A 24,590-nucleotide genomic window follows, 5' to 3' on the forward strand; every position below is an offset into this window, starting at 1 on the left:
ACCGCCGCGCACGCGATCCGCCGGCCCGTGGGCACGGCCGGCCGGGCGTCGGCGGGCCTCAGCGCCTACAATGGCGGCCCGTTCCGCTGCCCCCGCCCTGCCCCATGTCCTCCGATTTCCTGCCCGTGCGCCGGGCGCTGCTGTCCGTTTCCGACAAGACCGGCCTGATCGACCTGGCCCGCGCGCTGGCCGCGCGCAACGTCGAACTGCTGTCCACCGGCGGCACCGCCAAGGCCCTGCGCGAGGCCGGGCTGGGGGTGAAGGACGTGTCCGAACTGACCGGCTTCCCGGAAATGATGGACGGCCGGGTCAAGACCCTGCACCCGCTGGTGCACGGCGGCCTGCTCGGCCGCGCCGGCACCGACGATGCGGTGATGGCCGAGCACGGCATCGCCGCGATCGACCTGCTGGTGCTCAACCTGTATCCGTTCGAGGCGGTCACCGCGAAGGCCGACTGCACGCTCGCCGACGCTGTGGAGAACATCGACATCGGCGGCCCGGCGATGCTGCGCTCGGCGGCCAAGAACTTCGCCCGCGTGGCCGTGGCCACCGACCCGGCGCAGTACGCCGAACTGCTGGCCGAACTGGAGGCCAACGACGGCCGGCTGTCGGCGGCCAAGCGCTTCGCCCTGGCCGTGGCCGCGTTCAACCGCGTCGCCCAGTACGACGCGGCGATCAGCAACTACCTGTCCGCGGTCACCGCCAGCGATGCCGCGGTGCCGACGCGCAGCGCGTTCCCGGCGCAGATGAACTCCAGCTTCGTCAAGGTGATGGAACTGCGCTACGGCGAGAACCCGCACCAGCAGGCCGCGTTCTACCGCGACCTCTTCCCCACGCCCGGCACCCTGGCCACCTTCACCCAGCTGCAGGGCAAGGAGCTGTCCTACAACAACATCGCCGACAGCGATGCGGCCTGGGAATGCGTGCGCCAGTTCGACGCGCCGGCCTGCGTCATCGTCAAGCACGCCAACCCGTGCGGCGTGGCGGTCGGCGCCGGCTGCGGCGATGCCTACGAACTGGCCTACGCCACCGACCCGACCAGCGCCTTCGGCGGCATCATCGCCTTCAACCGCACGCTGGACGCGGCCACCGCGCAGGCGATCCTGGACCGCCAGTTCGTCGAAGTGCTGATCGCCCCCGACTACGACGACGCCGCGCTGGAGTACGCCAAGAAGAAGGCCAATGTGCGCGTGCTGCGCATCCCCGCCGGCGACGGCGCCTACGGCATCGACAGCAAGCGGGTCGGCTCCGGCATCCTGCTGCAGACCAGCGACGCCCACGTGGTGCCGCGCGATGCGCTGAAGGTGGTGACCCGGCTGGCGCCGACCGAGGCGCAGTTCGACGACCTGCTGTTCGCGTGGAAGGTGGCCAAGTACGTCAAGTCCAACGCCATCGTCTATGCCAAGGACCACCGCACCATCGGCGTCGGCGCCGGGCAGATGAGCCGGGTGTACTCGGCGCGCATCGCCGGGATCAAGGCCACCGACGCCGGCCTGGCCGTGGAAGGCTCGGTGATGGCTTCCGATGCGTTCTTCCCGTTCCGCGACGGCATCGACGCGGCCGCCGCGGCCGGCATCAAGGCGGTGATCCAGCCGGGCGGTTCGATGCGCGACGCCGAGGTGATCGCCGCGGCCGACGAGCACGGCATCGCCATGGTGTTCACCGGCGTGCGCCACTTCCGCCACTGAGGTCTGCAGCGATGCGCCTGTCCGCTGTCGTGCCGCGTCCGCTCGCCGTGCTGGCCGTGGCCGTCGCCCTCGTGCTGGGCGGTTGCACGCCGGCCGCGCCCCCCGCGCCCAGCGCCGCACCTGCGGGCGCGCCCGCCAGCGCCGCCGCGCCCGCGCACGTCAGCCGCACCGCGCGCCTGCAGACGTTCCTGCAGCAACGCTACGGCAGCGCCGCGACGCTGGCCGGGCATTGGCCGGGGCAATGGACCCAGGGGGGCGATAGCCATGCGGTGGACTGGCAGGTCTGCGCCGAACAGCCGGTGGTCACCGGCGACGGCTGGCAGCAGTTGCTGGCGGTGTGCGGCGCGCTGCGCGACGCCGGCCACCCCGAACCGGGCACCATCGACTTCTACGTGCTGCGCCCGGAGGGCCAGGGCTTCGCCGTCGCCGCCGAGCGCACCGGCGGCACCTACGGCAGCCAGGGCCAGCCCGGCGAGGTCGGCATCGTCCGCGCCGGCAGCGATTTCTACGGGTTCCGCGTGGAAGACGGCTGGTTCGGCCAGGGCTACGCGCTGCAGTCGCAGACCCTGATCCTGCCCGGCCCCAAGGGCCTGGTGGACGCAGGCAGCGTGCGCAGCCACATCGACAACAGCGCCGCCGCCGACTGCGATGCCGCCGATGCGGCCGCGGACTGCAAGGCCGGCCAGTTCGCCATCGACTTCGCCCTGCGCTTCGACGACCGCGACCACGCGGCCCGCGTCTGGCCGCTGCTGATCGAGGAAACCGGCACGGAGTGCGGCCAGCGCCCGGTGCAGCGCAGCCACCGCTTCGCGCTGGACGCGAAGACCTGGACCTACCATTTCCCCGAGGCGCTGCAGCGCGAAGGCTGCACGTGAGGCGCGCGCGCCGTCACGACCCGGCGGCAATGACCTCGCGATTCGCAAGGAGTGCTTCGAGCACGCTTCCTGTAATTGGGATTTTTACAATGCGCGTCCGTTGATTGCTCCCGAGAGATGTTTAGCTTGTCTAGTCAGACCTTCGCGGGAACTGGCAATGGCAGGAAATCGCAAACTTCGCTGTACCGATCGTCGGGGCAATCCCACAGAAACTACTGAAAGCCTGCGCAAGCTCGAAATCTGGCTAGGCTTCCTCTTCAAGTTGGCGCTTCTCCTCTTTCTTGGAATGGACAATTCAACACCATGAAACTGCTCGTCATCGGCTCCGGCGGCCGCGAACACGCCCTGGCCTGGAAGCTGGCCCAGTCCCCCCGTGTCGACGAAGTGCTGGTGGCGCCCGGCAATGCCGGCACCGCCGGCGAGGCCAAGTGCCGCAACGTGCCGGTCAAGGTCAACGACCTCGACGGGCTGCTGGCGCTGGCCCGGGACGAAGGCGTGGCGCTGACCGTGGTCGGCCCGGAAGTGCCGCTGGTGCTGGGCGTGGTCGACCGCTTCCGCGCCGCCGGGCTGCGCATCTTCGGCCCCAGCGCCGCCGCCGCGCAGCTGGAAGGCAGCAAGGCCTACGCCAAGGATTTCCTGCAGCGCCACGGCATTCCCACCGCGTTCTACGCCGTACACACCGAGGTCGAGACCGCGCTGGCCTACGTCCGCGACAAGGGCGCGCCGATCGTGATCAAGGCCGACGGCCTGGCCGCCGGCAAGGGCGTGATCGTGGCGATGTCGCTGGACGAGGCCGAGGCCGCGGTACGCGACATGCTGTCCGGCAACGCCTTCGGCGACGCCGGTGCGCGCGTGGTGATCGAGGAATTCCTCGACGGCGAGGAAGCCAGCTTCATCTCCATGGTCGACGGCTACACCGCGCTGCCGATGGCCACCAGCCAGGACCACAAGCGCGTCGGCGACGGCGACACCGGCCCCAACACCGGCGGCATGGGCGCGTACTCGCCGGCGCCGGTGGTGACGCCGGAGGTACACGCGCGGGTGATGCGCGAGGTGGTCGAGCCGACCGTGCGCGGCATGCGCGACGACGGCGTGCCGTTCACCGGTTTCCTCTACGCCGGGCTGATGATCGACGCCAGCGGCGCGCCGAAGGTGATCGAGTTCAACGTGCGCTTCGGCGACCCGGAAACGCAGCCGGTGATGCTGCGCCTGCAGTCGGACCTGCTCGACCTGCTCGAGGCCGCGCTCGACGAACGCCTGCACGCCACCGAGGCGCAGTGGGATCCGCGCCCGTCGCTGGGCGTGGTGCTGGCGGCGGCGCCGTATCCGGAAACCCCGGTCACCGGCGAAGCGATCACCGGCCTGGACACGGTGCCGGCCAACGCCAAGGTGTTCCATGCCGGCACCACGCTGGACGCGCAGGGCCGCGTGCTCAGCGCCGGCGGCCGCGTGCTGTGCGTGGCGGCGCTGGGCGACAGCGTGGCCGAGGCGCAGCGGCACGCCTACACCGGCGTGGAGCGGATTCACTGGGCCAGCGAATTCCACCGCCGCGACATCGGCTGGCGTGCGATCGCGCGCGAGCAGGGGGCGTAGCACGTCGCCACGGGCAGGAGCGGCTTCAGCCGCGACGAGCGAAGCCCAAAGCACGGCTGACACCCTCGCTCGTCGGGACTGAAGTCCCTCCCACAAGGCACCCGATCCACTCCCTGTAGGAGCGGCTTCAGCCGCGACGAACGAAGCCCAAAGCCGGCTGACACTACCCGGCGTCGGGACTGAAGTCCCTCCCACAAGGACACCGATCCACTCCCTGTAGGAGCGGCTTCAGCCGCGACGAGCGAAGCCCAAAACCGGCTGACGCTCTCCGGCGTCGGGACTGAAGTCCCTCCCACAAGGACACCCGATCCACTCCCTGTAGGACCGGCTTCAGCCGCGACAGGGGCATGGCCGGGAACGCCGGTCGCGGCTGAAGCCGCTCCTGCGAATGCGCCCACGCACTCTCCATCGGGCCTGCGCTAGCCTGGATCCTCTACCGCTTCGCGCATGCCCATGGCCCTCTCCCCCACCCTCCGCACCCGCTTCCGCGCGCTCGCCGCGCAGACCGATGGCATCGACACTGCGGCCTACGCCGCCTGCGGCAAGGATCCGCTCGATCCCATCATCGGCCTGGGCCGCCGCGATGCGAAGGTGTGCATCCTCGGTCGCGACCCGGGCCGCAGCGAGGTGGAGCACGGCGAACCCTTCGTCGGCAGCGGCGGCCAACTGGTGCGCAAAGCGCTGTACCGACACCTGCACCACGGCGACGAGATGCCCGATTTCGCCGCCGGGCTCGAGGCCGGCCGCGTCGCCTTCTGGCTCAACACCGTGCCGTACAAGCCGGTGGGCAACAAGGCCTGGTCGATGCCGGTGAAGCGGCGCTTCCACTCGCTGATGCGGCGCCTGCTGCTCGAACAGTGGCGCGGCGATGCCATCCTCACCCTCGGCCGCGAGGCCTTCCTGTGGTTCGGCATCGACCAGCCGCGCGAGGTGCGTGCGGCGCTGGAGGCGTTCTGGGCGCGCGAGGACCGCTTCCAGGCGCAGACCAAGGTCGAGCTGCACAGCGAGGACGGCCGCCGCAGCCGCCGCGTGGTGCTGCACCCGCTGCCGCACCCCTCGCCACTCAATCAGACCTGGTACAAGCGCTTCCCGGCACTGCTGGACGCCCGGCTGCGGCAACTGGGGGTCTGAGCGCCCGCGTGCATCCACCCTCTTGAGGGGGATCGCATACAGCGACGGTGCGCTATCGTGTGGCGGTGCCGACCCCCTCGATCGAAACCCGCCTGAGCCGCCTGTGGGCCCATGAAAAGGCCAGCTACGGGCTGCGCGTGTTCATCGCGCTGGCGGTGGCGATGGGCGTGTGCTGGCACCAGCAGCAACTGGAGGCGCTGCCGGCGATCTTCCTGGGCACCATCGCCAGCGCCATCGCCGAAACCGACGACAACTGGCTGGGCCGGATCAAGTCGGTGCTGCTGTCGCTGCTGTGTTTCGCCGCCGCCGCCGCCGCGGTGGTATTGCTGTTCCCGTATCCGTGGCCGTTCGCGGCCGGCCTGGCGCTGTCCACCTTCGCCCTGACCCTGCTCGGCGCGCTCGGCGAACGCTACGCCTCCATCGCCCAGGCCACGGTGGCGCTGGCGATCTACGCGATGATTGGCCTGGACCACGGCACCCAGAACGGCCATGTCGGCGGCAACGCCTGGCACGGCGTGGCCTTGCTGCTGCTCGGCGCCGGCTGGTACGCGGTACTGTCGGTGCTGTGGACGGTGCTGTTCGCCAACCGGCCGGTACGCGAGCGGCTGTCGCGGCTGTACCTGGAGCTGGGCCGCTACCTGCGGCTCAAGGCGGCCCTGTTCGAGCCGGTGCGGCAGAGCGACCTGCACGCGCGGCGGCTGGCGCTGGCCGAGCAGAACGCGCAGGTGGTGGCCGCGCTCAACGCGGCCAAGACCGCGATCATCAGCCGCTTCGGCCGCTCCGGCCGGCCCGGCGTGCAGTCGGGCCTGTATTTCCGCCTGTACTACATGGCGCAGGACTTCCACGAGCGCGCCAGTTCCTCGCACTACCCGTACGAGGCGCTGACCGACGCGTTCTTCCACAGCGACGTGCTGTACCGCTGCCAGCGCCTGCTGGCCCTGCAGGGCAAGGCCTGCGCGGCGCTGGGCGAGGCGATCCGGCTGCGCCAGCCGTTCGACTACGGCGAGCAGACCCAGCAGGCCACCACCGACCTGCGCGAGTCGCTGGATTTCCTGCATGTCCGCGCCGACCCACGGCAGGCGCGGCTGCTCGGCTCGCTGGAATTGCTGGTGACCAACCTGCACAGCATCGAGCGGCGCCTGGCCGAGGCCGCGCAGTCGGACACCACCAGCGACACCCTCGACACCCGCCTGCGCGACTCCTCGCCGCACACCCTGCGCGAGATGCTGCGGCGCCTGGGCCAGCAGCTCACGCCCGGCTCGGTGCTGTTCCGGCACGGCCTGCGCATGGCCATCGCGCTGGTGGTGGGCTACGCCATCATGCAGTCGATCCACGCCAGCAACGGCTACTGGATCCTGCTGACCACCGCCTTCGTGTGCCGGCCCAACTACGGCGCCACCCGCCTGCGCCTGGCCCAGCGCATCGCCGGCACCCTGATCGGCCTGGGCGCGGCGTGGGCGCTGATGCAGCTGTTCCCCGGCACCGAGCTGCAGCTGCTGTTCGCCCTGCTCGGCACGCTGGTGTTCTTCGTCACCCGCACCGACCGCTACATGCTCGCCACCGCGGCGATCACGGTGATGGCGCTGTTCTGCTTCAACCTGATCGGCGACGGTTTCATGCTGATCTGGCCGCGCCTGCTCGACACCCTGATCGGCTGCGCGATCGCCGCCGCCGCCTCGTTCCTGATCCTGCCGGACTGGCAGGGCCGGCGCCTCAACCAGGTGCTGGCGACCGTGCTGTCCAGCAGCGCGCGCTACCTGGCGCAGGTGCTGGAGCAGTACCGCAGCGGCATGCGCGACGACCTGCCCTACCGCATCGCCCGCCGCGACATGCACAACGCCGACGCCGCGCTGTCGGTGGCGCTGTCGAACATGCTACGCGAGCCCGGCCGCTACCGCCGCAACCTGGATGCCGGCTTCCGCTTCCTGGCCCTGTCCAACACCCTGCTCGGCTATCTGTCGGCGCTGGGCGCGCACCGTGCGGCGCTGGCCGGCGAGACCGATCCGGACATCGCCCGCGCCGGCGACTACCTGCCGCAGGCGCTGGGTGCGCTGGCCGACGCGCTGGCCGAGCGGCGCGCGCTGCCGGCCGCCGACGAGGCGGCCGAGATCGCGCTGGCCGAGGCGCTGGAGCGCGAGGACGGCATCGACGAGGCCAAGCGCCGGCTGGTGCGCAACCAGCTCGCGCTGACCCTGCGCCTGCTGCCCAAGCTGCGCGACGCCGCGCAGGCGGTCACTGCCGCGACGGTGCCGCCGGCGCCTGCGCCGGCGCTTGCCGCGCCGGCCGCACGCTGATGCCCATCCACAGCAGCGCCACCACCGCCAGCGCCACACCGCCGAGCGCCACCCCGCGCCAGCCGGCGTAGGCGTAGGCCGCGGTGCCGAGGCTGGACCCGATCGCACCACCGATGAAATAGCAGGTGACGTAGGCCGAGGTGATGCGGTTGCGCGCGGCCGGATCCAGCTGGTAGATCACGCTCTGGTTGCCGATGTGCACGCCCTGCACCGCCACGTCCAGCAGCACCACCCCGGCGATCAGCAACCACAGCGAGTGCGGCGCGCCGAGCAGCAACAGCCACGACAGCAACAGCATGACCAGGCCGCCCCAGCCGACCAGATGGCCCGCGCCGCGGTCGGACAGCTTGCCGGAGAGGTTCGCGGCGAACGCGCCGGCCGCGCCGATCAGCCCGAACAACCCGATGGTCGCGGTGCCGTAGCGGTAGTCCGGGCCGGACAGCAGGAACGCCAGCGTGGTCCAGAACATGCTGAAGCCGGCGAAGAGCAGCCCGCCCAGCACCGAGCGTGCGCGCAGCACCGGCTCGTCGCGCAGCAGCGCCAGCACCGAACCGATCAGGTGCGGATAGGACAGGTGCGGATTGCCCGGGTGCCGCGGCAGGCCGCGCCACAACAGGCCCGAAGCCACCAGGATCAGCGCCGCCGCGACCCAGTACACGGTGTGCCAGCCGCCGATCCCGGCCAGCAGGCCGGAGGCCGTGCGCGCCAGCAGGATGCCCAGCAGCAACCCGCTCATCACCGTGCCGATGACCCGGCCGCGCTCGTGCGGCGCGGCCAGGGTCGCGGCGAACGGCACCAGGATCTGCGCCGCCACCGAACTCAGGCCGGTGATCAGGGTGCCGAGCAGCAGCAACGCGAAGCTGTGCGCCATCGCACTGACCAGCAGACCGACCGCGCTGAGCGCGTACAGGCCGACGATCAGGCTGCGGCGCTCGAAGCGGTCGCCCAGCGGTACCAGGAACAGCAGGCCCGCCGCATAGGCCAGCTGCGCGGTGGTGACCACCGCACCGGCGCGGCGCACGTCGATGGCGAAGGTCTGAGCCAGCACCTCCAGCAGCGGCTGCGCGTAGTAGTTGCTGGCCACCGCCAGGCCGGTGGCGGTGGCCATCAGCAGCACCAGGCCGCGGCGCATCGGCGGATGCGAAGTCGTTTCCATGGACGGACACCGGATCGTGGGGAGGGGCGCAGTCTGTGGCGGCGGCAACGATCGTTCAAACGCATTTTTTTCACCACTGCCATCTGTTTTTGAGATAGCGTGATTCCGGCGCCGACAGGCCGGCCGCTTCGCCAGCGCCGCTGCTTCGAACGCAGGCGGCGTCCGGACTGGAGCGCAGCCGCAGCACCGCCCTCGCTCCGAAGGAACCCGCACCATGCCCAGCACCGACATCGCCGAGGCGCTGCACCAGCACGGGTATGCGGTGGTCCGTGGGTTCCTGGGCGACGGCGACATTCCCGACAGCCTGCTGCGCTTCCTGGAAGGCGCCGAGAAGTTCCACGACGGCGTGATCGGCGACCTGCCGGCGGCGGACATGCAGCGCATCCAGGCGCGCATCGCCGCGACAGTGCCGGCGGTGGCCGCGGCCATGGGCCTGGCGATCGCCGTCGACCGCTTCGGCTACTGCGCCATCCGCATCCGCGAAAGCCATGCCGCGCCGAGCCTGCGCCTGCCGTTCGACCAGCACCGCGATCCGAAGACCGCGCCGGGCGGCGCGCTCAACTGGCACCTGGACCACTTCAGCTATTTCCTGCATGGCGACCACCGCAACTACCTGATCTGCTACATGCCGGTGCGCAAGCCCGATGCCGGCCTGGCCAACGTGGCCATCGTCGCCGACGACGTGGTCGCGCGCCTGGATCCGCAGCTGCACCAGCGCATCCAGGGCCGCGGCGCGCTGCGCTTCCGCTGCGTGGAAGCCGACACGCTGGACTGGTTCCGGCTGCGTTTCCCGGGCCAGGCCCTCGCCATCGGCGACTGGTATGCGATCGAGGACCTGCACGACGCCAGCCCCGGCTGGAAGATCGGCTTCGACCTGGAAGCGCACAAGGTGGTGCCGCACCTCGCGGTCGGCGACCTGCTGATCATGCGCGCCGACGTCATCCACCGCACCCACGACGCCGGCTGCGACCGCATCTCGGTGCGCTGCGACGCCTTGCCCGCACGGGCGCCGCGGCTCGACACGCTGCGCGGCCTGCTCGGCATCACCCTGCGCTACCCGCTCATGAGCCGTAAGCGCCGCTACAACATCCGCCTGTGGCTGCGCCAGCAATGGCGCAAGCGGCTGGGGCGTTCGGCATGAGGCGGGCACTGCGACAGACGGCGCGTGGCGCATGCAGCCCCGGCGCGGATCGGCTGCGGCATCGCCACGGCGCGCGCCAGGCTGCGCCATGCTGACCCTGCGCCAACTCGAATTCGCCGTCGCCGTCGCCGAGGAAGGCAGCTTCACCGCGGCCGCGCGCCGCTGCCACACCGTGCAGTCGGCGCTGAGCCACCAGATCGCCAAGATCGAGCAGGCGCTGGGTGCGCGCCTGTTCGAGCGCGGCGCGCGCCACGTGCGGGCCACCGCCGCCGGCGAGGTGTTCCTGCACAACGCGCGCGCCACCCTGCGCGCCGCCGAACGCCTGCACGAGGAAATGGCGCAGACCCTGGGCACGGTGCGCGGCCGCCTGCAGATCGGGCAGATCTCCTCGTTGAACGCGGTGCAGGTACCGGCGGTGCTGCGCCGCTTCCGCGAGGCGCACAGCGCGGTGGACGTGCACCTGCGCACCGGCATGAGCGATGCGCTGCTGCTGGAACTGGGCGAAGGCCGGCTCGACGTGGCCCTGGTCGGGGTCGGCCCGCACGTGGCGCTGCCGCCGCAACACCTGCTGCTGCACGAGGAACCGCTGGCGCTGATCGCCGCACCCGGCAACCGCTTCGCCGCGCGCCGCCAGGTCTCCCTGCGCGACCTGGAAGACGCGCCGATGGCCGGGCTGATCCCCGGCGCCGGCGTGCGCGGGATCATCGACCGCGCCTTCGCCGCCGCCGGCCTGCGCCAGCGCCTGCAGTACGAGGTCACCCACGCAGACCTGCAGCGGCAACTGGTGGCCGAGGACCTGGGCCTGGCGGTGGTGCCGCAGACCATGGCCACCGGCATGCACGGTGTGGCGACGGTGGCATTGCGCGAGCGCTTCCGCTTCCTCACCTACGCCGTGTGGCGGCCGGATCCGACACCCGCCGCACGCGCCTTCATCGCCCTGCTGCGCGCCCAGCGCGACGCCCTGCAGGCCGCCGCCGACAGCGCCAGCACCGGCCGCCGCGCGCCGCGCCTGCGCGCGCGGTGAACCTGCTAGGCTGCGCGCGTTCGCAAAGGAGCCTGCATGTCCGCCCACAGCCAGTTCGCCCTGCTGCGGCAACGCCGCTTTCTGCCGTTCTTCGTGGTCCAGTCGCTGGGCGCGTTCAACGACAACGTGTACCGGCAGGCGATCATCGGCCTGCTGTTCTACCTGGGCGTGACCCCGGAGCAGCGCACGCTGTACACCAACCTGGCGCCGGCACTGTTCATCCTGCCGTACTTCCTGTTCTCCTCGCTGGCCGGGCAGATCGCCGAGAAGCTGGAGAAGTCGAGGCTGGTGGTCATCACCACCACGATGGAGATCGGCATCATGTCGCTGGCCGCGGTCGGCTTCCTGACCGAGAACATGGCGGTGCTGCTGGTAGCGCTGTTCTGCACCGGCCTGCAGTCGACCCTGTTCGGCCCGGTGAAGTACTCGATCCTGCCCTCGGTGCTCAAACCGGAGGAACTGACCGGCGGCAACGGCCTGGTCGAGATGGGCACTTCGATCTCGATCCTGTGCGGCATGATCCTGGGCGGGCTGATCTTCCAGATCGCCGGCAGCCACGGGCCGGTGGCCGCCGCCACCGCGGTGGTCGCGCTGGCGGTCACCGGCAACCTGATGGCGCGCTGCATCCCCAAGGTCGACGCCGGCGCACCCGAGCTGAAGATCAACTGGAACCCGCTGCCGGAATCGCTGGCGATCATGCGTCTGACCCGGCGTCAGCTGGCGGTGCGCAACGCCGTGCTCGGCGTGTCCTGGTTCTGGTTCGTCGGCACCGTGCTCACCGCGCAGCTGCCGACCTATGCCGAACTCAACCTGGGCGGCGCGCAGGACCTGTACATCTTCGCCCTGGCGCTGTTCTCGATCGGCACCGGCACCGGCTCGCTGCTGTGCGAGAAGCTGTCCGGGCGCACCGTCGAGATCGGCCTGGTGCCGCTGGGCGCGTTCGGCATCAGCGCCTTCATGCTCGACCTGTACTTCGCCCGGCCAGGCGCCGCGCTGCAGACCGGCCTGGGCATCGGCCAGTTCGTCCACCAGGCCGGCAGCTGGCGGATCATGCTCGACCTGGTCGGCATCGGTCTGTGCACCGGCCTGTTCGTGGTGCCGCTGTTCGCGCTGATCCAGAGCCGCACGCCGAAGGCGGAACTGTCGCGCGTCATCGCCGGGCTCAACATCCAGAACTCGCTGTTCATCGTGCTGGCCGCGATGATCGGCATCGCCCTGCAGATGCAGCAGTTGCACCTGTTCGGCGTGCGCATCCCGATGCCCGGGCTGAGCATCCCGCAGGTGTTCCTGGCGCTGGCCATCGCCAACGCGGTGGTGGCGATCTGGATCTTCAGCATCGTGCCCGAGTTCCTGATGCGCTTCCTCAGCTGGGTGATGGTGCGCACCCTGTACCGGCTGCGCCTGCACGGCATCGAGCGCCACGTGCCCGACGAGGGCGCGGCGCTGATCGTGTGCAACCACGTCAGCTACATGGACGCGCTGGTGCTGGCCGCGGCGATCCCGCGACCGGTGCGTTTCGTCATGTACTACCGCATCTTCAACATTCCGGTGATGCGCTGGATCTTCCGCACCGCCAAGGCGATCCCGATCGCCGGGGCGCGCGAGGATCCCGAGCTGATGCAGCGCGCGTTCGACGCCATCGACGCCGCGCTGGCCGAGGGCGAGCTGGTGTGCATCTTCCCCGAGGGCGCGCTGACCAAGGACGGCGAGATCGCCGCGTTCAAGTCCGGCGTGGAGAAGATCCTGGCCCGGCGCGCGGTGCCGGTGGTACCGATGGCGCTGCGCAACATGTGGACCAGCATGTGGAGCAAGCGCGATTCGCGGCTGCGGCGCATGCGCGTGCCGCGGCGCTTCCGCGCCCACATCGAGGTGATCGCCGATGCGCCGGTGGCCGGGGCCCAGGCCACCGCCGAGACGCTGGAGGCGCAGGTGAGAAGGCTGCGTGGCGATGCCGCCTGAGTGCGGTGCAGGTGCCCTGGGCACGCGCTTCGGGTAAATTAACCCCAGGGGAGACGCCTCAGGCGGTGGCGTCCAGTGCGAAGGACCGAACGGACAGTGAACCAGCCCGAACCACCAGCAGCGCCCAACGCGGGCGTCTATGTGCCCAACAACATGGTCTGGGCGATCCTGTCCACGCTGTTCTGCTGCCTGCCGCTGGGCATCGTCTCCATCGTCTACGCCGCGCAGGTGGATGGCCGCCGCGCTGCCGGCGACATCGAGGGCGCGCGCGCCGCCGCACGCAAGGCCGGCTGGTGGGCACTCGCGTCGCCGATCCTGGTCGTCGTGTGGATCTTCGTGGCCGTCCTGCTGGAGGCGATCGGCAGCCTGGCCGGCAACTGACCCCCACCGTTTCCCGTTCCACCACCCAACCACCGGAGTAACACGGATGAATACCACCGCACCGCAAGTGTCCAACAACCTCGTCTGGGCGATCCTGACCACGCTGTTCTGCTGTCTGCCGCTGGGCATCGTGTCCATCGTCTACGCCTCGCAGGTCAACACCAAGCTCGCCGCGGGCGATGTGGCCGGTGCGCGCGATTCGTCGGACAAGGCCAAGAAGTGGGCGATCTACTCGGCGGCGACCTCGGTGGTGCTGATCGTGCTGTACCTGATCTTCATCTTCGCCCTGGGCGGCCTGGGCATGATGCAGCAGTCGTCCATGTCCTGAGCACCGCGGCCGCCGTCGCCTGCGACGGCGGCCGACCACGCGACCGTCCGCCTGCCATGTCCCTTCAGCGCCTGCAGTCCCTGCCCCGCTGGCTGCCGCTGGTCGCACTGAGCGGCGCCGCGGTGGTGGCCACCGTGGTGCTGCGTCGGGTCGATCCCAATGTCCCCGGCAATCCGCTGCCGGGCTGCCCGTTCCGCGCCCTCACCGGCCTGTACTGCCCCGGCTGCGGCAGCACCCGCTGCCTGCACGCGCTGGTGCACCTGGACCTGGCCCATGCCTGGACCAGCAATCCCCTGCTGGTGGTGGCGCTGCCGCTGCTGGCGATCATGGCGCTCAACGCCGCCGGCCTGCGCCTGCGCCCGCTCGCGCCGCTGCTGAAGATCCTCGCCGACCCGCGATTGTGGCTATGGGTACTGCTCGGCTATGCGCTGCTGCGCAATCTGCCCTGGTATCCCTTCACGCTGCTCGCGCCGCACTGACGACCCGCCACCTCCGCACCGCAGCGACTCGTCTAGACTCACCGACTGCCGTGCACCACCCATCAAGGAGATCCACATGAGTACCGTCAGCCCCGTCGCGCCCCCGCCGCCTCCCGCCTCCGGCGTCCCCGGTCCGGTCCCCAACCACCTGGCCTGGGCGATCATCTCGACGGTGCTCGGCTTCTGCCTGTGCTGCCCGGCGCTGATCACCGGCATCGTCGCCATCGTGTTCTCCAGCAAGGTCAACGGCCTGCTCAACCAGGGCGACCTGGAAGGCGCGCGCCGCGCTTCCAACACCGCCAAGACCTGGTGCTGGGTGACCACCGCACTGGCCATCATCGGCCTGCTGATCAATGCCGTCATGGTCGCCACCGGCGGCATGCAGAGCTACATGGACTACATGCAGCAGATCCAGCACGCGAGCTGATCGGCATGCGCGCCTGGCAACAACGGGCGTGCCTGGGCGCCGCCGCCGCATTCGCAGCCGGCGGCGCCACGCTGTTGTACCGCTTCGATCCCAATGCCGCGAACAACCCGTTCGCACCGTGCATGTTCCACGCGCTCACCGGCTACTACTGCCCGGGCTGCGGCATGACCCGTGCCCTGCATGCACTGGTGCACCTGGACCTGGTCGGCGCGTTCGCGATGAATCCCGGCGCGATGCTGGGCCTGGCCCTGCTGCCGGGCCTGATCGCCTGGAAGGCCGGCTGGCGCGCGGCCTGGTTCGCGCCAGTCGTGAGCGTGGTCTCGCGGCCGAATTTCTGGCTGGTCGCGCTGCCGGGCTACTGGATCGCGCGCAACCTGCCGTGGTTCCCGTTCACCCTGCTGGCGCCGCACTAGCCGGCCCGCCGCATCCGCCTCTTCGTGTCGGGTAGCAGGCTGGCACCTGCCAACACGGCTGATGGGCAGCTCTCATCACGTCGGGACGCGTCCCGTAGGAGCGGCTTCAGCCGCGAAGAGCGTTCCCGGTAAGCGCGTCGCGGCTGCAGCCGCTCCTGCGCGCCAACGTCATGCGTGGCAGAAGCAGGTTGTCAGAGATGACCTGATGTCGAGAGCGGCCTCAGCTGACCCAGCCGGCAATCACCAGCAGCGCCAGCAGCACCAGCCACAGCAGCAGCACCCGCCACACCTGGCTCATCGCATCGCGCAGTTCGGGCAGGCGCCGCAGCGCCGGCACCACCATGCCCGCGTCGCTGTAGTCGTGCGCCTCGGCATCGAGTTCGCCGCGCACGCTGGCACAGGCCACCGGCCCGAGGAAGCCGGTGTCCAGTTGCCACCGCTTGCCGCCGGCGGCGCGCCAGGCGCCGAACACCGCCTCGAAATTGCCGACCAGGGCCAGCGAGAAGGTCATCAGGTGCGCCACCGGCCATTCCAGCGCCGCCAGCAACGCGCGCGCGCCAGCGGCGGTCGTCGGCGGCAGCCGCGAGGCATAGGGGCCGACCGCGGCCAGCGCCAGCAGCCGATAACCCAGCGCACCGAACGGCCCCAGCAACAGGAACCAGAACAGCACCGCGAACCAGCGCCGCAGCGCGCTGACCGCCACCGCCTCGACCAGCCCGGCCGGATCCTCACGCAGCGGCCCGCCATCGGCCTGCAGTTGCGCCACCGCCAGGCGTCGCGCACTGGCGTCATCGGCGTCGATGATCGCCTCGACGTCGGTGTCCAGGTCGCGCGGGCCCCAGGTGAAGGCCAGCACCACGATCCCGAACAGCAGGGTCAGCAGGCCCAGGTGCGGCGCCGCCAGCAGCCACTGCAGCAGGCCGACCAGCAGCAGCGGCGGCAGCAGCGCCAGCGCGATGCCGTAGCGGCCGCGCCAGGCGCTGCCCTCGCCGGCATGCGTGTCCAGCCAGCTCAGCCAGTCGCCGAAGGCGTCGAAGCGGCGCAACGAGGCCACCATGCCGGGCGCGACATGGCCCAGCACCAGGGCGACGATCACAGCGACGAGGGTCGTGAACATGCAGGTCCTCCGGGACCGTTCTGAAGCGGGTGCGCGGAACGTGCCGGCGCGGTCAGGCCGGCGCGCCGTGCCGGTACCAATCCTCGATCAGCGCGCGGGCGATGGAGATGCGCGGCGGCAGGCGCAGGCCGTGCCCATCATCGGCACTGTCGCCCTGCGCCGCCAGGCGCGCCAGCGCGGCGCCGACCTCCTCGCGCTCGAACCAGCGCGCGTCTTCCAGTTCGCCGTCGACCTGCGGCGTGTCCGCCTCCGCCTGCGCACTGAAACCCAGCATCAGCGCGCCAGGAAACGGCCACGGCTGCGCGCCGTAGTAGCGGCAGCTGCCGGGCCGCACCCGCACCTGGGTCTCTTCGGCCACCTCGCGCGCTACCGTCTGTTCCAGCGATTCGCCCGGCTCGACGAAGCCGGCGATCACCGAGTAGCGCCGCGCCGGCCAGCTCGCCTGGCGCCCCAGCAGCAGGCGCCGGCCATCGCTGACCGCCACGATCACCGCCGGATCCACTCGCGGATAGTGTTCGCTGGCGCACTGCGTGCAGACGCCAAGGAAGCCGCCGCGCTGCAACGCGATGGTGCCGCCGCACACGCCGCAGAAGCGCGTGCGCGATTGCCAGTGCAGCATCGCGCGGGCGTAGGCGAACAGGCCCGCCTCCGGCGCCGGCCATTCGGCCGCGGCGCGGCGCAGGTCGATGCGCTGCGGCGGCGCCAGCGCCTGCGGCAGCGCGTCGGCGGCCAGCGCGAACCAGGCCTGGTCCTGGTCCAGGCCGAGGAAGATGGCCTGCTCGGCCAGCGCGCCCAGGGCGGCGGCGCTGGCGATCAGCGGGCGTCCGTCGGCATCGGCATGCGCCTGGCCATCGGCTTCCAGCACCAGCACCCGGGCCTGTTCCCAGGCCTGGCGCAGCGCGGCCGGGTCGTTGCGTACGGCATCGGCACGGTCGATCGCAGGACCGGCGAAGGCGAAAGAGGCAGGCGTCGGATCGGACATGCGCCGCAGGGTGCAGGCAAACCGTGCGTCCCGCAAGCCGCAGCGTGTCTACACGCTGAAGCTGCTGCCGCACCCGCAGGTGGTCTTGGCGTTGGGATTGCGGATCACGAACTGCGCTCCGTGCAGGCCTTCGCTGTAATCCACTTCCGCGCCCATCAGGTACTGCAGGCTGAGCGGGTCGACCAGCAGGGTGACCTGGTCGGTCTGCACCGCCAGATCGTCCTCGGCGCGGTTCTCGTCGAACTCGAAGCCGTACTGGAAGCCGGAACAGCCGCCGCCCTGGATGTAGACGCGCAGCGCCAGCGCGTCGTTGCCTTCCTCGCGGATCAGCTCGCGCACCTTGGCCGCGGCGGCCGCGGTGAAGTTCAACGGCCGGTCCAGGGACTGGTAGTCGGGCGTGGGCGCGGCGCCGGGCAGGGAGACGAGAGTGCTCATGGCGGGAGAATGGGGACGGCCGGCGCCCGAATCAAGCCTCGGCGGTGAACGCGCGCGGCGGCTCGGCGTCGCCGGCGGCCTCGCGGTGCGCTTCCGGCGGCGCCAGCGCGGCGAGGGTGCCGGCGTGGATCAGGCGCCCGGTCAGCTGCGCGCCGGCGTTCATCTCCACCACTTGGTAGTGCACGTTGCCCTGCACCCGCGCCTTCGACGCCAGTTCCACGCGCTCGGCGGCATGCACGTCGCCGATCAGCTGGCCGTTGATGATCACCACCGGCGCGCGCACCTCGCCCTCGATGCTGCCGTGCTCGGACAGGGTCAGCGTGGCCGGCGCGCCGTCTTCGGCCACGACCTTGCCGAGGATGCGCCCTTCCACGTAGAGGCCGCCGCTGAACACCAGGTCGCCGCGGATCACCACCTGCGCGCCGATCAGCGTATCGACCACGGTCTGGCCGCTGTTGCGGCTGTTCTTGTTCCCAAACATAGGCTGATTATTCCCCTTTGCCGTTACCGGCCAATGTCCAATCGAAGGTCTGGCTGACCGGCGCCCCGCCGCCGCTCAATGCCACCCGCACCCGTTGCGGGGTGAAGCCCTTGGGCAGGATCACGCTGCCGTCCAGTTGCTGGAAGTAGCGGAACGAGTAGTCCTGCCCGGGCACACCGGTCTTCTGGTGCAGTTCGTCCCAGCCGACGCTGGTCAGTTTGCCGCCGCGCACGCCTTCCACGGTCAGCCGCAGCTGCCCCTGGCTGATCGCGCCGCGGTTGAGGTTCTGGGTCAGCACCACGTTGTAGCGCCAGGTGCCGCCGGCCTCGGCGGAGAACTCCACCGAATGCACGCTCAGTCCCTTGCGCTGACTGGTCGCGCCGACCAGGCGCTCGTAGAACGCCACGTCGGCACGCAGCCCGGCGATCTCCTCGTCGCGCTCGGCCAGCGAACTCTGCACCTCGTTGTTGGCGGCGCGGCTGATCTGGTCGGAACGGGCCAGGGTCGCCTGGCGCTGGTTGAGCGTCTCGATCTGCCGCTGCTGCGCCTGCAGGTTGCGTTCGGCCTCACGCAACTGCGCGCTGACCGCACCGAGCCGCGGCGCGGCCTGGCGACTGGCCAGCCACCAGGTCAGGGCCAGCGACAGCAGCCACAGCCCGGCGAGCAGCAACCACAGCCCGCGGCCACGGCGGGGCGCGGCGCCATTGGCCACGATCTGGAAACGGGGAACGGGTCGGTTCATGCGCGCTGCCGCGCCACCGAGGCGGCGCCGGCGTCGATCCTCGCGGGTCGGCCTGCTGGGCCACCTAGTGTAAGCCACCCTCCTGAGCGGCGCCGGACTGCGCGGCCGGCCCGCGCCGCGGGCTGGCCTTCGTGGCGGGCTTGGCCGATAGTGGCCGGCATCCGTGCAGTTGCAGGAGCGCCTGCCATGACCGACGCCCATCTCTTCGTAATCGGCATCCTGCTGGCCTGGCTGGCCGGCATCCGCGTCTACCTGACCGTGTTCGGCATCGGCCTGGCCGGCCTGCTCGGCTGGCTGGAGCTGCCGCCGGCGCTGCAGGCGACGCAGTCGTGGTGGGTGCTCGGCACCTCCGGCGCGCTGGCGCTGGCCGAGTTCTTCGCCGACAAGATCCCCGGCGTGGATTCGGTGTGGGACCTGCTGCAGACCCTGACCCGGATTCCGGCCGGCGCCTTCCTGGCCGCGGCCACGCTTTCGCCCGACGGCCAGCTGAGCGCCGGCGCGCTGGCCACTGGCGCGGGCGTGGCGCTGACCAGCCACGCGCTCAAGGCCGGCACCCGCGCCCTGCTCAACACCTCGCCGGAGCCGGCCAGCAACTGGATCGCCTCGCTGGCCGAGGATTCGGTGGTGATCGCCGCGCTGGCCCTGGCCCTCGCGCACCCGTGGCTGGCGCTGGCCGTCGTGCTGGCCGCGAGCGCGCTCGGCGCGTTGCTGGTGTGGTGGACATGGCGCCTGCTGTGGCGGGGCATGCGCCGCCTGTTGGCCTCGCCCACGGCACCGGCCGGCAACCCCTCGCAGCCCGGCGCACAGCCATCGTGAACTTCGTCGCATAATTGGACGCGCCCCAGGAACCAGACGCGATGCCCGCCAACGACACCGCTCCGCTTTCCCATCGCGAGGACGCGCGCGCGCGCCATGTCCGCGCCGAGACTCCGCCGCCGCATTACTGGCGGCGCTGGGTCGGCGATGCGGAGCGCGCGGCGTCCGCCGATCCCGCCGCCGGTGACGGCATGGCCGCTCCTGCGCCCACCGAACTGGCGGCAGCCGCCACGCCGCTGGCCGCCAGCGAGCACGACGACGGCACCAGCGACGCCAACAAGGCCGCCTTCGTGGTCGCCGACGCCGCCTCCGATCCCGCCGCACAGGCCGCGGCCGCGCCGTACCGCGTGCTGATCGTCGAGGACGACCGCGCGCAGGCGCTGTTTGCGCAGAGCGTGCTGCATGGCGCCGGCATGCATGCGCAGGTGCAGATGCAGGCCGAAGGCGTGCAGCAGGCCATCGTCGACTACCGGCCGGACCTGATCCTGATGGACCTGCACATGCCGGGACTGGACGGCATGCGCCTGACTGCGCTGATCCGCCAGCAGCCGCAGCACCAGCTGCTACCGATCGTGTTCCTGTCCGGCGACGCCGATCCGGAGCTGGAATACGAAGTGCTCGACAGCGGCGCCGACGACTTCCTGACCAAGCCGATCCGGCCGCGGCACCTGATCGCCGCGGTCTCCAACCGCATCCGCCGCGCCCGCCAGCAGGCCCAGCAAGGCCACGCCGAGGCGGTGCCGCTGAACAATCCCGAGACCGGCCTGCCGACCCGCGCCCACGTGCTGCAGTTGCTGGACACGACGCTGCGCGCACGCCGCCCCGGCAGCCTGTACTTCATCGAGATCGCCAGCGCGCTCGGCCTGCGCGAACGCTATGGCTACGCCGCGTTCGAGCGGCTGATGGTGCAGGCCGGGCGCCGCCTGGCCGGCATCACCGCGCCGCAGCCGCTGGCGCGGCTCAACGACAACAGCTTCCTGCTGCTGGCCGACGACGCCGATGCCGACGCGCAGCGGCAACGCGCGCAGAGCCTGCGCGACACCCTGTCCGGCCACGCCTTCCCGTTGCGCGAGGACGAGGCGCTGCACCTGCGCTGCGCGATCGGCTACGCCGACTTCGGCCATGGCTTCGAGGACGCCGGCAGCGCGCTCGAAGCGGTCGAACGCACCGCGCTGCAGGCGCGGCTGCATCCGCAGAGCATCGCCGCCTACGTGCCGCCGCGCACGGACGAGGACCTGCAGCGCATCGCGATGCTGGAGGGACAACTGGAGCCGGCCTACCAGCCGATCGTCGCCGTCGCCGGCGGCGACATCGCCCAGTACCAGGTCCTGCTGCGCCTGCGCCAGCGCGACGGCAGCCTGCTCTCGGCCGGCCAGGTGCTGCCGGCCGCCGAGGCCGGCGGACGCCTCGCCGACCTCGACCAGCAGGTGCTGGACCACGCGCTGGGCCTGCTGCATCTGTACCAGCACGCCACTCCGCCGCTGCGCCTGTTCGTCTCGCAGTCCACGCGCACGCTGGCGCGCACCGCCTTCGCCGAATGGCTGATCGACACCATCGGCCGGCGCGGCGTCACCGGCACCTCGCTGGTGATCGACCTGCGCCTGGACGATGCGCTGGTCCACACCGCCACGCTGCAGCAGTTCTGCGCACGGCTGATGCCGCTGGGCGTGCAGTTCTGCATCAGCCAGTTCGAACCGGGCGCCGAGGCCGAAGCGCTACTGGCGCATCTGCCGCTGGGTTATCTGCGCCTGTCGGCACGCTTCGCCGACGCGCATGCCGATCCCGAACTGCGCGACCAGCTGCGCGCCACCATCGACCTGGCGCACCGCGCCGGCCTGCTGATCATCGGCCAGCAGATCGAACAGGCGCAGGCCGCGGCCGCGATGTGGATGGGCGGGGTCGACTTCATCCAGGGCAACCTGGTGCAGTCGGTCGGCGACCAGCTGAACTTCGACTTCCAGAACGCGGTGCTCTAACCATGTCCGACCGCAGACGTCGGCCCGTTCCGCGGCCGGCGACCTTCGCCGCGGCGCTCGCCGTCGCCGGCACCTTGCTGGCACTGCCGCCGCTGGCGCTGCCGTTGCCGCCGCTGTGGCATTGGCTGGCGCCGCTGTGCATGGCCGCCGCCGCGGCGCTGGCCACCCTGGCTGGCTGCCGCGCGCGCCAGCAGATCGAACGCCTGGATGCGGCGCTGGCGCGTGCCGCGCTGGCCGAGTCCGAGCGCAACGCCCTGCAGCACGACGTGCACGTGCGCGAACGGCTGGAACAGGAACTGCTGCAGGCCAAGCAGGCCGCCGAGGCCGCCGTGCTGGCCAAGGGCGAGTTCCTGGCGACGATGAGCCACGAAATCCGCACCCCGCTCAACGGCATCATCCCGATGCTGGAACTGATCGGGCGCGGACCGCTCGGCCTGGACCAGCGCGAGATGCTGCGCGCGGCCAACACCTCCTCGCTGCAACTGCTGCGCATCGTCGACGACATCCTGGACTACTCCAAGCTGGAAGCGAACCGGCTGGAGCTGGAGATCACCACCTTCAACCTGCGCGAACTGCTCGACGGCGTGCTGGAGCTGATGCAGCGCGCAGCCGAGGCCAAGGGCCTGCGCATGGCGCTGCAACTGGACCCAGCGGTGCGCCTGCCGGTGCGCGGCGATCCGGTGCGCCTGCGCCAGGTGCTGAGCAACCTGCTCGGCAACGCGGTCAAGTTCACCGCGCGCGGCGGCATCGACCTGGGCGTGCGCCGGCTCGGCAAGACCCCGGCACAGCACCTGCTGCGCTTCGAGGTACGCGACACCGGCATCGGCATCAGCGCCGAGCGCCAGGAGCATCTGTTCCAGGCGTTCACGCAAGCCGACGCCTCCACCACCCGCCTGTACGGCGGCACCGGGCTGGGCCTGACCATCTGCAAGCGCATCGTCGAGCTGATGGGCGGACGCATCGGCGTGGCGTCGCGGCAGGGCCAGGGCGCCACGTTCTGGTTCGAGATCCCGCTGCTGAAGGTGATCGGCGACCTGCCGCAGAATCCGGGCGGCCTGCCGCGGCTGCATGCGCTGCTGGTCGGCGCCGACCAGCGCCTGCAGCAGCGCCTGGGCGTGCTGCTGCCGAACTGGGGCGTGCAGGTGAGCAAGGTCGATTCGACCCAGGAGGCGCTGGAGCGGCTGCGCGGCAACGGCAGTGGCAGTGGCGTGCGCCCGACCTACGATCTGGTGATCGGCGACCTGGACGGCCTGCGGCAGAGCGCGCGCGCCCTGCAACGCGCGGTGGCGCGCCTGCCGGCGCCGCAGACCGCGCGGCTGATCTGGCTGTACGGCGAGACCGACATTCCCGAGGAAATCCGCGCGCATGGCGCGCTGCTGTCGCGTCAGGCCGCCGACATCGACCTGCGCAGCATGCTGGCGCTGGCCCCGGCGACGCCGAGCCTGGCCAGCGACACCACTGGCGATGGCGCCGACACCGCCGACGCGTTCTACCACGATGCCTTCGCGACGGACGTCATGGACGCGCCCGCACCGGCCCGCGCCGCGGAACCGACGACCGTCGTGGCCGACGCGCCGCCGCCGCGCAGCGGCTACCGCCTGCTGCTGGTCGAGGACAATCCGGTCAACCTGATGGTGGCGCGGCGGCTGCTGGAATCGCTCGGCCACCACGCCGACAGCGTCGAGGACGGCGCCGCCGCATTGGCCCAGTTGTCGCGGCAGCCGTACGACCTGGTGATGATGGACTGCCAGATGCCGGTGCTGGACGGCTACGCCGCTACCCGGCAGTGGCGCCAGCGCGAGGCCGATGCGTCGCGGCCGCGCCTGCCGATCGTGGCGATGACCGCCAATGCGATGGCCGGCGACCGCCAGCGCTGCCTCGATGCCGGCATGGACGATTACCTGTCCAAGCCGCTCGACCGCACGCGGCTGGAGGACTGCCTGCAGCGCTGGCTGCCGCTGCAGCCGGCGGCCGCGCCGGAAGCGGATGCAGCCGCGGACGGGTCCGCTGCGATCGCCAGCGGGCCAGCGGCGGATGCGCTCGCCGACGCGATGCATGTCGAACCGCAGGACAGCCGCCACACCACCATGCACACGGCTGACGCTGCCACGGCATCCAGGCCCATCACCACATCGACCGCCTCGATGCCATCGCCCGATCACGCCACTCTCGACGTCCCCCCGGCAGCGCCTGCGCAGGAACAAGACGTGGCATCGCACGGCGCCACCGCAACGTCGGCGCCGCCGCTCGCCGCGCCGGAGGCAGACGATCCGGAACCGCCATCAGCGGTGCCGGCGCCGGTGCTGGATATCGCGGTGCTCGACGAGTTGCGCGAGGTCATCGGCTCGGCCAGCGTGGCGCAGATCGTCGAACTGTTCCTGGCCGATGCGCCGCTGCTGATCCAGCGCCTGGAACAGGCTGCGGCGACGGCGCAGAGCGACGCGCTGCGCGAGGCCGCGCACACGCTGAAGTCCTCGGCCGCCAACCTCGGCGCGCTGGCGCTGTCGGCGGCGGCGCTGCGCATCGAGTCGGGCGTGCGCACCGGCACGCTGGATCGCCCCGTGGTCGCGGTCGCCCTGGTGATCGCCGAGTTCGCGCGCGCGCGCCTGGCGCTGAACGGCTACCGCGCCAGTGTCCGCGACACCACCGAACCCGCCGCACCCTAGCGCGGTATCGCACTACGGCGCGTCTGCAGGCGACACGAGCGCCCGCAAAGCCCCGACCACAGTGCATCGAAGACGCAGACGCACGGCCTGCTGCTTTTCTCGTAGGAGCGGCTTCAGCCGCGACAGGACGTTATCGGTGACGCCATCGCGGCTGAAGCCGCTCCTACAGCACGGTGGCGCTGTGCATGAAGCCGTCGTGGTGCAGCATGGCCTTCGCCAAAGCGCATGCTCCGCGTGCAATCGCGCGCAGAGGACGCGCGAGATTCAGCAGCAAAGTATTGCAGTTGATCCGCACAGGTAGGTCTCGCTGCGCTTGCGCCGTACCGCCACAGTCGCCGCCTGCCCGGTGCGTGCAGAAACGGCTCAGTCGCGACGATCCCCATCAACGCGTCGCGGCTGAAGCCGCTCCCACAAGAGAGCAACATCGTGCGATGCCGTCCGCATGGCCTCGCGCAGGAGCGGCATGTGCTGCTGTTCTGGATCAGC

General features: G+C 71.0%; 22 protein-coding genes. 16 read left to right on the forward strand and 6 right to left on the reverse strand.

The window, feature by feature from the left end; translation table 11 throughout:
* The first annotated feature begins 104 nt into the window (after window positions 1-104).
* The 5 genes from purH (at window position 105) to yccS (ending at window position 7,581) form a co-directional block, all read left to right on the forward strand.
* Entirely contained in the window at window positions 105-1,688 is a 1,584-nt protein-coding gene (gene purH / locus AC1PMG_RS19735; protein WP_481109978.1) for a bifunctional phosphoribosylaminoimidazolecarboxamide formyltransferase/IMP cyclohydrolase, read from the forward strand.
* Between the two features lie 11 nt (window positions 1,689-1,699).
* On the forward strand, window positions 1,700-2,563 hold the full coding sequence (locus AC1PMG_RS19740) for a hypothetical protein (protein ID WP_481109979.1): 864 nt from the start codon (window positions 1,700-1,702) through the stop codon (window positions 2,561-2,563).
* Between the two features lie 303 nt (window positions 2,564-2,866).
* Window positions 2,867-4,156: a phosphoribosylamine--glycine ligase gene (purD, locus tag AC1PMG_RS19745; protein ID WP_481109980.1), complete on the forward strand. Its 1,290-nt coding sequence runs from the start codon at window positions 2,867-2,869 to the stop codon at window positions 4,154-4,156.
* A gap of 453 nt (window positions 4,157-4,609) precedes the next feature.
* Window positions 4,610-5,287, forward strand: a complete 678-nt coding sequence (locus AC1PMG_RS19750) for a uracil-DNA glycosylase family protein (protein WP_481109981.1) — start codon at window positions 4,610-4,612, stop codon at window positions 5,285-5,287.
* 65 nt (window positions 5,288-5,352) lie between these two features.
* Window positions 5,353-7,581: a YccS family putative transporter gene (gene yccS / locus AC1PMG_RS19755; protein WP_481111719.1), complete on the forward strand. Its 2,229-nt coding sequence runs from the start codon at window positions 5,353-5,355 to the stop codon at window positions 7,579-7,581.
* On the opposite strand, the gene AC1PMG_RS19760 is transcribed toward yccS, so the two are convergent.
* Window positions 7,520-8,737, reverse strand: a complete 1,218-nt coding sequence (locus tag AC1PMG_RS19760; protein WP_481109982.1) for an MFS transporter — start codon at window positions 8,735-8,737, stop codon at window positions 7,520-7,522. The two genes, yccS and AC1PMG_RS19760, sit on opposite strands and share 62 nt — an antisense overlap.
* A 214-nt stretch (window positions 8,738-8,951) precedes the next feature.
* Between AC1PMG_RS19760 and AC1PMG_RS19765 the strand changes: the two genes are divergently transcribed.
* The 8 genes from AC1PMG_RS19765 (at window position 8,952) to AC1PMG_RS19800 (ending at window position 14,889) form a co-directional block, all read left to right on the forward strand.
* Window positions 8,952-9,878: a hypothetical protein gene (locus AC1PMG_RS19765; RefSeq protein WP_481109983.1), complete on the forward strand. Its 927-nt coding sequence runs from the start codon at window positions 8,952-8,954 to the stop codon at window positions 9,876-9,878.
* Window positions 9,879-9,966: 88 nt separating this feature from the next.
* Window positions 9,967-10,902 carry a LysR family transcriptional regulator gene (locus AC1PMG_RS19770; RefSeq protein WP_394686619.1) on the forward strand — a complete coding sequence of 312 codons (936 nt, stop codon included), beginning with the start codon at window positions 9,967-9,969 and terminating at the stop codon, window positions 10,900-10,902.
* A 36-nt stretch (window positions 10,903-10,938) separates the two neighbouring features.
* Window positions 10,939-12,861, forward strand: a complete 1,923-nt coding sequence (locus tag AC1PMG_RS19775) for an MFS transporter (RefSeq protein ID WP_481109984.1) — start codon at window positions 10,939-10,941, stop codon at window positions 12,859-12,861.
* Between the two features lie 96 nt (window positions 12,862-12,957).
* Window positions 12,958-13,242, forward strand: coding sequence for a CD225/dispanin family protein (locus AC1PMG_RS19780; protein ID WP_429001990.1), 285 nt, complete (start codon window positions 12,958-12,960; stop codon window positions 13,240-13,242).
* 46 nt (window positions 13,243-13,288) lie between these two features.
* The gene (locus tag AC1PMG_RS19785; protein ID WP_043093563.1) at window positions 13,289-13,570 is read left to right on the forward strand and encodes a CD225/dispanin family protein; all 282 of its coding nucleotides are present in this window, start codon (window positions 13,289-13,291) and stop codon (window positions 13,568-13,570) included.
* Between the two features lie 56 nt (window positions 13,571-13,626).
* On the forward strand, window positions 13,627-14,049 hold the full coding sequence (locus tag AC1PMG_RS19790; protein ID WP_017912539.1) for a DUF2752 domain-containing protein: 423 nt from the start codon (window positions 13,627-13,629) through the stop codon (window positions 14,047-14,049).
* 76 nt (window positions 14,050-14,125) lie between these two features.
* On the forward strand, window positions 14,126-14,476 hold the full coding sequence (locus AC1PMG_RS19795; RefSeq protein ID WP_017912540.1) for a CD225/dispanin family protein: 351 nt from the start codon (window positions 14,126-14,128) through the stop codon (window positions 14,474-14,476).
* Window positions 14,477-14,481: 5 nt separating this feature from the next.
* A complete protein-coding gene (locus AC1PMG_RS19800; protein ID WP_481109985.1) occupies window positions 14,482-14,889 on the forward strand; it encodes a DUF2752 domain-containing protein in 408 nt (135 codons plus the stop codon).
* Between the two features lie 220 nt (window positions 14,890-15,109).
* Here AC1PMG_RS19800 and AC1PMG_RS19805 read toward each other — a convergent pair whose 3' ends face one another.
* From AC1PMG_RS19805 to AC1PMG_RS19825, 5 genes are read right to left on the reverse strand one after another with little or no spacing between them, the layout of a single operon-like run.
* Window positions 15,110-16,006 carry a hypothetical protein gene (locus tag AC1PMG_RS19805; protein WP_481109986.1) on the reverse strand — a complete coding sequence of 299 codons (897 nt, stop codon included), beginning with the start codon at window positions 16,004-16,006 and terminating at the stop codon, window positions 15,110-15,112.
* Window positions 16,007-16,058: 52 nt separating this feature from the next.
* A complete protein-coding gene (nudC, locus tag AC1PMG_RS19810; RefSeq protein WP_043093567.1) occupies window positions 16,059-16,988 on the reverse strand; it encodes an NAD(+) diphosphatase in 930 nt (309 codons plus the stop codon).
* Between the two features lie 48 nt (window positions 16,989-17,036).
* A complete protein-coding gene (gene erpA / locus AC1PMG_RS19815) occupies window positions 17,037-17,423 on the reverse strand; it encodes an iron-sulfur cluster insertion protein ErpA (protein WP_017908990.1) in 387 nt (128 codons plus the stop codon).
* A 31-nt stretch (window positions 17,424-17,454) separates the two neighbouring features.
* The gene (locus tag AC1PMG_RS19820; protein WP_481109987.1) at window positions 17,455-17,904 is read right to left on the reverse strand and encodes a bactofilin family protein; all 450 of its coding nucleotides are present in this window, start codon (window positions 17,902-17,904) and stop codon (window positions 17,455-17,457) included.
* Between the two features lie 7 nt (window positions 17,905-17,911).
* The gene (locus tag AC1PMG_RS19825; RefSeq protein WP_043093568.1) at window positions 17,912-18,646 is read right to left on the reverse strand and encodes a DUF6776 family protein; all 735 of its coding nucleotides are present in this window, start codon (window positions 18,644-18,646) and stop codon (window positions 17,912-17,914) included.
* Window positions 18,647-18,832: 186 nt separating this feature from the next.
* On the opposite strand from AC1PMG_RS19825, the gene AC1PMG_RS19830 reads away from it, so the two are divergent.
* The 3 genes from AC1PMG_RS19830 to AC1PMG_RS19840 are packed head-to-tail and all read left to right on the forward strand — an operon-like array spanning window position 18,833 to window position 24,104.
* Window positions 18,833-19,462 carry a DUF4126 domain-containing protein gene (locus tag AC1PMG_RS19830; protein ID WP_481109988.1) on the forward strand — a complete coding sequence of 210 codons (630 nt, stop codon included), beginning with the start codon at window positions 18,833-18,835 and terminating at the stop codon, window positions 19,460-19,462.
* Window positions 19,463-19,503: 41 nt separating this feature from the next.
* The gene (locus tag AC1PMG_RS19835; protein ID WP_481109989.1) at window positions 19,504-21,438 is read left to right on the forward strand and encodes an EAL domain-containing protein; all 1,935 of its coding nucleotides are present in this window, start codon (window positions 19,504-19,506) and stop codon (window positions 21,436-21,438) included.
* Window positions 21,439-21,440: 2 nt separating this feature from the next.
* Window positions 21,441-24,104, forward strand: a complete 2,664-nt coding sequence (locus AC1PMG_RS19840) for a hybrid sensor histidine kinase/response regulator (protein WP_481109990.1) — start codon at window positions 21,441-21,443, stop codon at window positions 24,102-24,104.
* Window positions 24,105-24,590: the final 486 nt, after the last annotated feature.

It is taken from the genome of Xanthomonas sp. NCPPB 2250 (genome assembly GCF_056725265.1).

What these genes read in the sequence shown, in the direction of transcription:
- purH (WP_481109978.1), top strand. Translation starts at nt 105, where the DNA reads ATGTCCTCCGATTTCCTGCCCGTGCGCCGGGCGCTGCTGTCCGTTTCC.
- AC1PMG_RS19740 (WP_481109979.1), top strand. Translation starts at nt 1,700, where the DNA reads ATGCGCCTGTCCGCTGTCGTGCCGCGTCCGCTCGCCGTGCTGGCCGTG.
- purD (WP_481109980.1), top strand. Translation starts at nt 2,867, where the DNA reads ATGAAACTGCTCGTCATCGGCTCCGGCGGCCGCGAACACGCCCTGGCC.
- AC1PMG_RS19750 (WP_481109981.1), top strand. Translation starts at nt 4,610, where the DNA reads ATGGCCCTCTCCCCCACCCTCCGCACCCGCTTCCGCGCGCTCGCCGCG.
- AC1PMG_RS19760 (WP_481109982.1), bottom strand. Translation starts at nt 8,737, where the DNA reads ATGGAAACGACTTCGCATCCGCCGATGCGCCGCGGCCTGGTGCTGCTG.
- AC1PMG_RS19765 (WP_481109983.1), top strand. Translation starts at nt 8,952, where the DNA reads ATGCCCAGCACCGACATCGCCGAGGCGCTGCACCAGCACGGGTATGCG.
- AC1PMG_RS19770 (WP_394686619.1), top strand. Translation starts at nt 9,967, where the DNA reads ATGCTGACCCTGCGCCAACTCGAATTCGCCGTCGCCGTCGCCGAGGAA.
- AC1PMG_RS19775 (WP_481109984.1), top strand. Translation starts at nt 10,939, where the DNA reads ATGTCCGCCCACAGCCAGTTCGCCCTGCTGCGGCAACGCCGCTTTCTG.
- AC1PMG_RS19785 (WP_043093563.1), top strand. Translation starts at nt 13,289, where the DNA reads ATGAATACCACCGCACCGCAAGTGTCCAACAACCTCGTCTGGGCGATC.
- AC1PMG_RS19790 (WP_017912539.1), top strand. Translation starts at nt 13,627, where the DNA reads ATGTCCCTTCAGCGCCTGCAGTCCCTGCCCCGCTGGCTGCCGCTGGTC.
- AC1PMG_RS19795 (WP_017912540.1), top strand. Translation starts at nt 14,126, where the DNA reads ATGAGTACCGTCAGCCCCGTCGCGCCCCCGCCGCCTCCCGCCTCCGGC.
- AC1PMG_RS19800 (WP_481109985.1), top strand. Translation starts at nt 14,482, where the DNA reads ATGCGCGCCTGGCAACAACGGGCGTGCCTGGGCGCCGCCGCCGCATTC.
- AC1PMG_RS19805 (WP_481109986.1), bottom strand. Translation starts at nt 16,006, where the DNA reads ATGTTCACGACCCTCGTCGCTGTGATCGTCGCCCTGGTGCTGGGCCAT.
- nudC (WP_043093567.1), bottom strand. Translation starts at nt 16,988, where the DNA reads ATGTCCGATCCGACGCCTGCCTCTTTCGCCTTCGCCGGTCCTGCGATC.
- erpA (WP_017908990.1), bottom strand. Translation starts at nt 17,423, where the DNA reads ATGAGCACTCTCGTCTCCCTGCCCGGCGCCGCGCCCACGCCCGACTAC.
- AC1PMG_RS19820 (WP_481109987.1), bottom strand. Translation starts at nt 17,904, where the DNA reads ATGTTTGGGAACAAGAACAGCCGCAACAGCGGCCAGACCGTGGTCGAT.
- AC1PMG_RS19825 (WP_043093568.1), bottom strand. Translation starts at nt 18,646, where the DNA reads ATGAACCGACCCGTTCCCCGTTTCCAGATCGTGGCCAATGGCGCCGCG.
- AC1PMG_RS19830 (WP_481109988.1), top strand. Translation starts at nt 18,833, where the DNA reads ATGACCGACGCCCATCTCTTCGTAATCGGCATCCTGCTGGCCTGGCTG.
- AC1PMG_RS19835 (WP_481109989.1), top strand. Translation starts at nt 19,504, where the DNA reads ATGCCCGCCAACGACACCGCTCCGCTTTCCCATCGCGAGGACGCGCGC.
- AC1PMG_RS19840 (WP_481109990.1), top strand. Translation starts at nt 21,441, where the DNA reads ATGTCCGACCGCAGACGTCGGCCCGTTCCGCGGCCGGCGACCTTCGCC.